Source organism: Gordonibacter sp. (genome assembly GCF_036667095.1).
Lineage (GTDB): Bacteria > Actinomycetota > Coriobacteriia > Coriobacteriales > Eggerthellaceae > Gordonibacter.
On the sequence record NZ_JAVWUP010000026.1, the window covers coordinates 19,545 to 27,763 of the forward strand.

7 protein-coding genes are annotated in these 8,219 nt (G+C 60.3%); 6 read left to right on the forward strand and 1 reads right to left on the reverse strand.

The annotated features are described in order from the left end of the window. The first annotated feature begins 8 nt into the window (after positions 1–8). The 6 genes from rplD to RR842_RS04585 all read left to right on the forward strand — a co-directional run bounded on the left by rplD (position 9) and on the right by RR842_RS04585 (position 7,824). Positions 9–632 carry a 50S ribosomal protein L4 gene (gene rplD, locus RR842_RS04560; protein WP_332513132.1) on the forward strand — a complete coding sequence of 208 codons (624 nt, stop codon included), beginning with the start codon at positions 9–11 and terminating at the stop codon, positions 630–632. Further along, the gene (rplW, locus tag RR842_RS04565) at positions 632–916 is read left to right on the forward strand and encodes a 50S ribosomal protein L23 (RefSeq protein ID WP_332513130.1); all 285 of its coding nucleotides are present in this window, start codon (positions 632–634) and stop codon (positions 914–916) included. The genes rplD and rplW overlap by 1 nt, the downstream gene beginning before the upstream one ends. 153 nt (positions 917–1,069) lie before the next feature. Continuing rightward, complete coding sequence (locus tag RR842_RS04570) at positions 1,070–1,771, forward strand: ABC transporter ATP-binding protein (RefSeq protein ID WP_332513128.1); 702 nt, start codon at positions 1,070–1,072, stop codon at positions 1,769–1,771. 10 nt (positions 1,772–1,781) lie between these two features. Continuing rightward, entirely contained in the window at positions 1,782–5,240 is a 3,459-nt protein-coding gene (locus RR842_RS04575; protein WP_332729097.1) for an FtsX-like permease family protein, read from the forward strand. A gap of 448 nt (positions 5,241–5,688) precedes the next feature. After that, positions 5,689–5,934 (forward strand): zinc-ribbon domain-containing protein, encoded by a 246-nt coding sequence (locus tag RR842_RS04580; RefSeq protein WP_332729098.1) that lies wholly within the window; start codon positions 5,689–5,691, stop codon positions 5,932–5,934. 588 nt (positions 5,935–6,522) lie between these two features. Beyond that, complete coding sequence (locus RR842_RS04585) at positions 6,523–7,824, forward strand: trigger factor (RefSeq protein WP_332513126.1); 1,302 nt, start codon at positions 6,523–6,525, stop codon at positions 7,822–7,824. Positions 7,825–7,958: 134 nt separating this feature from the next. Here RR842_RS04585 and RR842_RS04590 read toward each other — a convergent pair. Continuing rightward, positions 7,959–8,219, reverse strand: a 261-nt coding sequence (locus RR842_RS04590; protein ID WP_332729099.1) for a hypothetical protein, incomplete at its 5' end; no start/stop codon positions are given.

The window sequence follows — 8,219 nt, forward strand, 5'->3', positions numbered from 1 at the left end:
AAGAACTTATGACCACGATTGATATCAAAGACGCGAGCGGGAAGAAGGCCGGCACTGCCGACCTCGCCGCTTCCGTGTTCGGCGTCGAGCCGAACGTGCCCGTGATGCACACGGTCGTGCGCTCCCAGCGTGCGGCGTGGCGTCAGGGTACGCACAATACCCTCACGCGCGGGCAGGTCCGTGGCGGCGGCAAGAAGCCGTGGCGCCAGAAGGGCACCGGCCGCGCTCGTCAGGGCACCATCCGCGCTCCCCAGTGGGCCGGCGGCGGTACCGTGTTCGGTCCGCATCCGCGCAGCTACGCCTTCCGCGTGAACAACAAGGAAGTCAAGCTGGCCATGCGCTCCGCTCTGTCGGCTAAGCTTGCTGACGGCGAGCTTATCGTCGTCGAGGGCTTCGAGTTCGAGAAGCCGTCCACGAAGCTGGCTGTTGCCGCGTGCAAGGCGCTGGGCCTCGAGGGTCGCGTAACGCTCGTTATCGCCGATGACGATGTGGATACGTACCTGTCGTTCCGCAACATCCCGAAGATGAATATCATCCCGGTGTCCGAGATCAACACCTACGAGCTGATCGACAACAAGAAGCTCGTGGTGACGGCCGAGGCCCTGAAGCACATCGAGGAGGTGCTTGCATAATGAAGGACCCCCGCGAGGTTATCATCCGCCCCATCATCACGGAGCATAGCTACGACATGATGGAGAAGAACACGTACACGTTCGAGGTGGCGAAAGACTCCAACAAAGTGGAGATCGCCCAGGCTATCGAGGCTATCTTCAACGTGAAGGTGGTACGCGTGAACACGCTGAACGTGAAGCCGAAGCCGAAGCGCGTTCGCGTGCAGCTGGGCAAGACCCGCGCCTGGAAAAAGGCCATGGTCACGCTGAAGGAAGGCGACACGATCGAGATGTTCGCTTCCTAGGCATTGCTCGCTTGAGCACTGCTGTTTTACCTGAAGGCGCCCTGCATATGCGGGGCGCTTTTGTATACCTCGGATGTGGCTGGCGTGTCGATGGTCGTTGGTGTATCGTGGGGGCAGCGTGGAAGATGGGTTGGTCGGAAGAAGGAATCTGCCGTGGCTTTTGTCGAGTTCCGAGATGTCCGCAAAATATACAGGATGGGTGAGGTCGAGGTGGCAGCCGTCGACGGCATGACCTTCGATATCGAGCGCGGCGAGCTCGTGGTGGTCGTAGGGCCTTCAGGAGCTGGCAAGACGACGCTTTTGAACATGCTGGGCGGTATGGATTCCTGCTCTTCGGGGCGCATCGTACTGGATGGGCGGGAGATCAGCGCGTTTTCCGAGAAGGAGCTTACGTACTATCGGCGCTACGACATCGGGTTCGTGTTCCAGTTCTACAATCTGGTGCAGAACCTGACGGCATTGGAGAACGTCGAACTTGCCTCGCAGATATGCAAGGACCCGCTGGACGAGGCCCAGGTGCTGGCCCAGGTGGGGCTTGGCCACCGCAAGGACAACTTTCCGGCACAGCTTTCTGGCGGCGAACAGCAGCGTGTGGCCATCGCACGGGCGCTGGCCAAGAACCCGAAGCTGCTGCTGTGCGACGAGCCGACCGGTGCGCTTGACTACCAGACGGGCAAGGCCATTCTGAAGCTTTTGCAGGACACCTGCTACGACACGGGGAAGACTGTGGTTTTGATCACGCACAACACGGCGTTCACGGCCATTGCCGACCGGGTCATTCATGTCCGCGAAGGGCGTGCGGCGGAAATCGAGCGCAATGCAGCGCCGTTGTCGGCCGAGACGCTGGAGTGGTAGGGGCGGCTGTGTGAAAAGCGCGTTCAACAAAGATGTCCTACGTTCGGTGACCCACTCGCTGGGGCGCTTTCTGGCTATTGCGGGTATCGTGGCCCTAGGTACTGGCTTCTATGCGGGATTGCGTATGACGGCACCCGACATGAAGCTGGCGGCTGACGAGTACTACGACGGTACGGCTCTCATGGATCTGCGTGTAGTTTCGACGCTGGGGCTGACGGATGGCGACATCGATGCGCTTCGGGACATCGAGGGTGTCGAAGAGGTCATGTCGGCCTACGAGACAGATGTTATGGCCACTATGAACGGCGAGCAGTACGCTATACGTGTGCATTCGCTGCCTGCGACAGCGCAGGCGAGCGATACGGGCGACGGGGTGCATGCCCTCTCGGATGATGGAGGCTATCTGAATCGCCCGATCCTGGTCGATGGCTCATGGCCGCAAAACGAGGGCGAATGCGTGCTGTCGGCCGACAAGGTTATGAGCACGCCGACGAAGATCGGCGACAAAGTGCAGATCACCGAAGGCGCGCAAGAGGTGGACGACGTGCTGGCAGCGCGTACATACACGGTGGTAGGCTATGTGCACTCGTCGTATTATGTGTCCTCCACGAGCATGGGATCTACCTCGCTCGGGTCGGGCTCGATACAGCAGTTCATGTATGTTCCGAAAAGCGATTTCTCGAAGGACCAACCCTATACCGAAGCATTTGTAACGGTAGCGGGGGCGGCGGGCGAGTTCTCGGGAAGCGATGCTTACCAGGAGCGCGTTTCGGCTGTGCAGGACCGCATCGAGGCCCTCGCGCCTGTGCGCGAACAAGCACGAGTAGACGAACTGCGCGGCGACGCGCAAAAGGAGCTCGACGAGAAGCGCGCCGATTTTGAGCGCGAGAAGGCCGATGCGGCAAGGCAACTCGACGAGGCAAAGCGTGCGCTGGACGAAGCTGCCGCGACGCTTGCCCAGAGCGAGCAGCAGCTTGTGGACGCGCAGGCCCCGTACGACTCCGGAGCGGTGGAGCTGATGCGGCAGCGTAGCGCGGCCGCAACGCAACTGGCGGCGGCCGAGCAGCAGGTGGCCGCGGGGCGGGCCCAAGTGGATGCGGCGCGCCCGGTAATCGAGCAGGGCCAGGCCCAGTTGGCGGATGCGTGGGCGCAGTGGCAGGCGCAGTCCGACGGACTGGCGCAGCAATGGGCGGCCTGGCATGCCCAAGGCGACCCGCTCTATGCTGCGATAGGCCAGATGCAGCAAGGTATTGACAGCCTGGATGCCCAGATAGCCGCGCTCGATCCGAACGATCCCGACTATGAGGCCAAGAAGGCGGCGCTGGAACAGCAGCGCGACGCTCTTGCGCAGCAGCTTTCCCAGTTCATGCAGGACCATCAGGCAGACTTGGCAGCACTTGAGGTGGCGCGTCAGCAACTCGAAAGCGGCCAGCAGCAGCTCGACGCCGCCCGGCAGCAGCTTGATGCGCAGCAAATCGCCTTCGACAGCAAGAAAGCCGAATTCGATGCTGCCGTGGCGCAGGTGGAGCGGGGCGCTTCCGACCTTGCCTCGGCGGCATCGCTCGCCAATGCCCAGATTGCCGCTGCCCAGCAACAGCTAAACGATGCAGCGGCGCAGATTTCCAACGGGCGCGCGCAGTTGGAACAGGGAAAAAGCGACTACCAAAACGGGCTTGCCGAATACGATCAGAGGAAGGCCGACGCCGACACCCAGTTAGGCGATGCCGAGCGGCAGCTAGCCGATGCACAGAAAACGATAGACGATCTGGACAACCCGACCTGGCTCGTCATGAACCGCGACCAAAACTATGGTGTGGCCAGCTTCAACTCGGATGCTGGCCGAGTGGACAGCATCGCGCAGGTCTTCCCCTTCATCTTCTTCCTGGTAGCCGCTTTGGTCGCGCTCACTACGATGACGCGCATGGTGGAAGAGGAGCGCGTGCTGATAGGCACCTACAAGGCCCTCGGCTATGGCCGCGCGCGTATCTCGTCGAAGTTCCTGATCTACGCGGCGGTTGCCAGCATCGCGGGCAGTGCTATCGGCATTGCCGTACTCTCGCAGGTATTGCCGGCGGTTATCTCGAAGGCGTATGCCATCATCTACTTTGTGCCGCCAGGCCCTCTGCCTATCGACCCGGCTTTGGCGGGCCTGGCAGCGGGTCTTGGCGTGGGTGTGACGCTGGGAGCCACGTGGGCTGCCGTGTTCGCCACTTTGCGTGAGCGGCCTGCTACTCTCATGCTGCCTCGCGCTCCGAAGGCGGGCAAGCGCATTTTGCTGGAGCGCGCTGCCCCGGTATGGCGTCGCCTGTCCTTCTCGTGGAAGGTGACGTTCCGCAACCTGTTCCGCTACAAGCGGCGCTTCATCATGACGGTCATCGGCATAGCGGGATGCACGGCGCTTCTGCTGACCGGGCTGGGGTTGCAAGACTCCATCAACGATATCATCGACAAGCAGTACGGTGATATCGTGCACTACAACACGGTCGTCACGACGAAGGACGATATCGCTTCGCAGGCGGAAGACGAGCTGGCGTCTGTCATGGACGATAAGGCGTTCGTATCGACGTACGTGCGTGCGCAGGATACGAGCATGGTTGCGAGCGGGCCTGATGCCGACGGCATCCATGCGTCGGTTGTGGTGCCTCAAGGCGCTGGAGGGCTGGACAGCCTGTTGACCATGCGTACGCGTGTGGGACATGAGCCGCTTGCGTTGGGCTCCGACGGCGTTATCCTCGCCGAAAAGCTGGCGAACCAACTGGGCGTGGGCGTTGGCGACACGCTGCATCTGGCCGAGCAGGATATGATGGGCAACGCCACGTCGGTGTCCTACGACCTGACGGTCACGGGTATCATGGAGAACTACATCTACAACTACGTGTTCATCGGCTCCGACCTCTACGAGCATATGACGGGGGAGCAGCCGGTGTTTTCGACCTACTATGCCGATGCGAGCACGCAGGCTGACGTACGTGCGCAGTTTAACGATCGGGTGCGTGCGATCGAAGGCGTGAAGACGGTGGCGTACAACGACGAGGTGATCGATGCGTACAAGTCCATGCTGAAAAGCGTGGGGCTGATCGTGGTGGTGCTGGTGGTGGCTGCGGCGGCGCTTGCCTTCATCGTGCTGTACAACCTGACTAACATCAACATCACCGAGCGACAGCGCGAGATAGCCACCTTGAAGGTGCTCGGGTTCACGCCGCGCGAGGTGAGTGCGTACATCTACCGCGAGACGGTGCTGTTGTCGGTTATCGGATGCTTGGTGGGGTTGGTGCTGGGCGTGTTCATGGAAGGCTTCGTCGTGGTGACGGCCGAAGTCGATCAGGTCATGTTCGGGCGGACGATCCATCCGCTGAGCTTTGTGCTGGCGTTTCTGCTGACGATGCTGTTCACCGTATTGGTGATGCTGGCTATGAGGCGGAAGCTGGCACGGGTGGACATGGTGGAGAGTTTGAAATCTAACGAGTAAATCTACCTGGTCGGGACTGCTGCCGGAGGGGAATTTTGCTCGGGCAGGTCCTGGGTTCGCACGAAGCATCCACTGGATGCTTCGGCTCCGGGAGCGGCGCCGCGAAGCAAGTCCCCGAAGGGGAAATCTCGCAAAAAGACATCTTCGCCCTCAGCGGCACCTGGGTTTTCTTCGTTGGGTGTTCGGGGGAGCGAGGGGGGCTGGTTGGGGTTTTCTGCTGGCTGTTGGGGGTTGTTTTGTTTGATTTCAAAATGCCTGACCGGGAGCTTAAATCAGACGGGAAGCATTAGTTGTTTGAAGGCATTTAAGTGTTTGCGGGGGATGTGCTCGGAGGGTTTGGAGGGGTAGAGTGGGGGTGCGTGATAGGGATGGTCAGGTTCCTGTCGACGGCGGCAAGGCGGCAGTCCTTGTTGCGGTGAGCGCTTTTTCGAAAGAAAGGATTTTTCCTATGTGCTTCAGACCACCAACTGTTGAGGCGGGTCCCGTCAAGTGCCCTAAGTGCGGCGCGGAGGTCGATCCTACCCTCAGCCAATGTCCGAGTTGCGGTGCGAAAGCTGCTCCGGCGCCGGGTATTCCTGGGGTTCCGGGTGCGCCGGGCGTTCCCGGGGCTCCTGGTGTGCCGAAGGCTCCAGGCGTGCCGGGCGTGCCCAGCGCCCCGAAGGCACCGGGTGCTCCGAAGGCTCCGGGCGCGTAGCCCTCTTTCGCCGATCTCCTCATTTTATGCGGCGAACGCAAAGCCCCGACCGTGATTCCGGTTGGGGCTTTGTCGTGATGGGAGGGGTGCTCTTGCGACATGCGGAACGGCTGCTTCCTGTCTCCGAGGCCATGCGCTGGAGAAGTTTCGGGGGTATGCGTCGGGTGCAAGTTTGGAATGCTTGCTCGTGCAAAGAGCGAAAGTGGTACGGGAGGTATGAGGCTGAGGGGTGAAAATAGGGCTGTTGGTATAATGTGCCGACAGCCTCCTTCTTGTATAGTGCAAGGCGTGCTGCACGGTAAGCACCGCGTGGGTGCCTCGGTCAAACCCCCTGAATAGACCGAAGCCCCTGTTGCCTTTAGGCATTGCGGAGCGTTTTCCGTGCAGTTTCTTTTTTGTGGGCAGGCCTGCATGGTGTTCCGGATGCGCTCCTGCGGGCTTGCGGCTTCGCTTTCGCGTGCAGTGCACTTTATTGCGCGCATCTCGTCGCCGCTGCACGCGATGTGCGCTACAATTGCTAGTTGTTGCGGTCTATTAGGGGACTGGCGCCAGTTGTCGCGGCGCCCCTGTTAAGGAGACGGAATCAAGATGAAAGTAACGCAGAAGAAGCTCGACGATGGGAAGATCTCGGTCGAAGCCGTCGCGTCGACAGCCGAAGTGAGCACCGCGCTCAACAATGCCGGGATCATGTTCGCCCAGCAGATGGGCTTGCATCCCGAGCGCGACAAGACGGTTGCCCAGGTGTGCGAGGAGCGCATGGGCATCAAAGACCTCGATGCGGTCGTCGAGGCCCAGGCCGTCGAGGCTCTGGTGCCGTTCGCGGTGGACAAGACCGGCATCATCCCGGCGTATCCGCCCCAGGCGATGCCGAAATCGCCTCTTAAGCGCGGCCAGACCTTCCAGTTCGGCTTGGTGGTTGCGCCTAAACCCAACTATGATCTCGAGTCTTATGAGTCCGTTGAGATCACGGTGCCCGAGCTGGTTGCCGATGATGCCGAAGTTGACAATCAGATAGCCCAGCTAGCCGAGCGCTATGTCGAGTACGTGACCGACGAGCCGCATGTGGTCGGCAAGGGCGATGTGTGCATGATCTCGCTTGAGTCGTTCATGGATGGCGAGAAGGTACCCGGCTTGACGATGGACGGTCGTACGTATGCCACGGGTGCGGGCCTCATGCCCGACGGCTTCGATGAGAACATCATCGGCATGGATGTGGGCGAGACGAAGACGTTCACGTTCGAGGGTCCCGGCCTGGACGACGAGGGCAACGAGATCGTCGAGGTTATCGAGTGCACGGCCACCGTCAAGGAGATACAGAAGCAGGTCACTCCTGTTATCGATGATGCTTGGTTGAAGAAGAACATGCCGATGTACGCCGATATGGATGCCCTGCGCAGCAGCATCTCGGGCACCATCCATCGCCAGCAGATGGGCGAGTACGAGAACTACAAGCGCAACTTGGCCGTCACCGAGCTGGCGAAGCGCTTCAAGGGCAAGATTGCCGACGAGGTGTACGAGTCGATGTCGCGCAACCTGCTGAACAACCTGCGTGCGCAGGTGCAGCAGCAGGAGGGTATGACCTGGGAGCAGTTCGTCGAGCAGCAGGGCGGCGAGCAGCAGTTCAATATGATGATGATGATGCAGACGCGCCAGATGCTCGTGCAGGGCTATGCGCTGGATGCCCTGTTCACCCATGAGGGCCTGGTAGTGAGCGACGAGGATATCATGGAGGCTTGCACCTCCATGAACCCGCAGAACCCCCAGGGCGTCCGTCGCCAGATGGAGGAGTCGGGACGCGGCTTTGCGCTGCGCGAGGCAGCCGAGCGTATCCGTGCCAACAAATGGCTTCTGGAGCACGCGAAGGTTACCATCAAGGAGAACCAGGCGTAAAACTGAGCTTAGGTGTCGGAAGTTGATGCCAAGCTAGGTGGGCTATATGCGAAGGGAGCCGAAGAGTCGGCTCCCTTCGCATATAGTGCCCGTTGATCGTTCTTTGTCTTGGAGCTAGAGCCTGAATCTGCTCGCTAGCTCAGCGCGAGGGCTTCGCGCAGCAGCTCTGGAACCAGCATTGTGATTTGATTTGCGAATGTCTTGGGATCAGGGAGGCAGCCATCACGTAGCCAGCGTGAGACTAGTATTGTTTCAAGCTGGACAAACGACTCAATGCAGAACATGAGGTCGTCTCCCACGTCGAGTCCTCGCCATGCGGTTAGGGTTTCGAGCAATACTCCTTTTCGATGGAGATTCATGGCTGAGAATTCACCGATCATTCTATCGAAGTCGGT

Bases quoted from the DNA above. Each gene is read 5' to 3' on its own strand.
- rplD (WP_332513132.1), top strand. From the start codon at position 9: ATGACCACGATTGATATCAAAGACGCGAGCGGGAAGAAGGCCGGCACT.
- rplW (WP_332513130.1), top strand. From the start codon at position 632: ATGAAGGACCCCCGCGAGGTTATCATCCGCCCCATCATCACGGAGCAT.
- RR842_RS04580 (WP_332729098.1), top strand. From the start codon at position 5,689: ATGTGCTTCAGACCACCAACTGTTGAGGCGGGTCCCGTCAAGTGCCCT.
- RR842_RS04585 (WP_332513126.1), top strand. From the start codon at position 6,523: ATGAAAGTAACGCAGAAGAAGCTCGACGATGGGAAGATCTCGGTCGAA.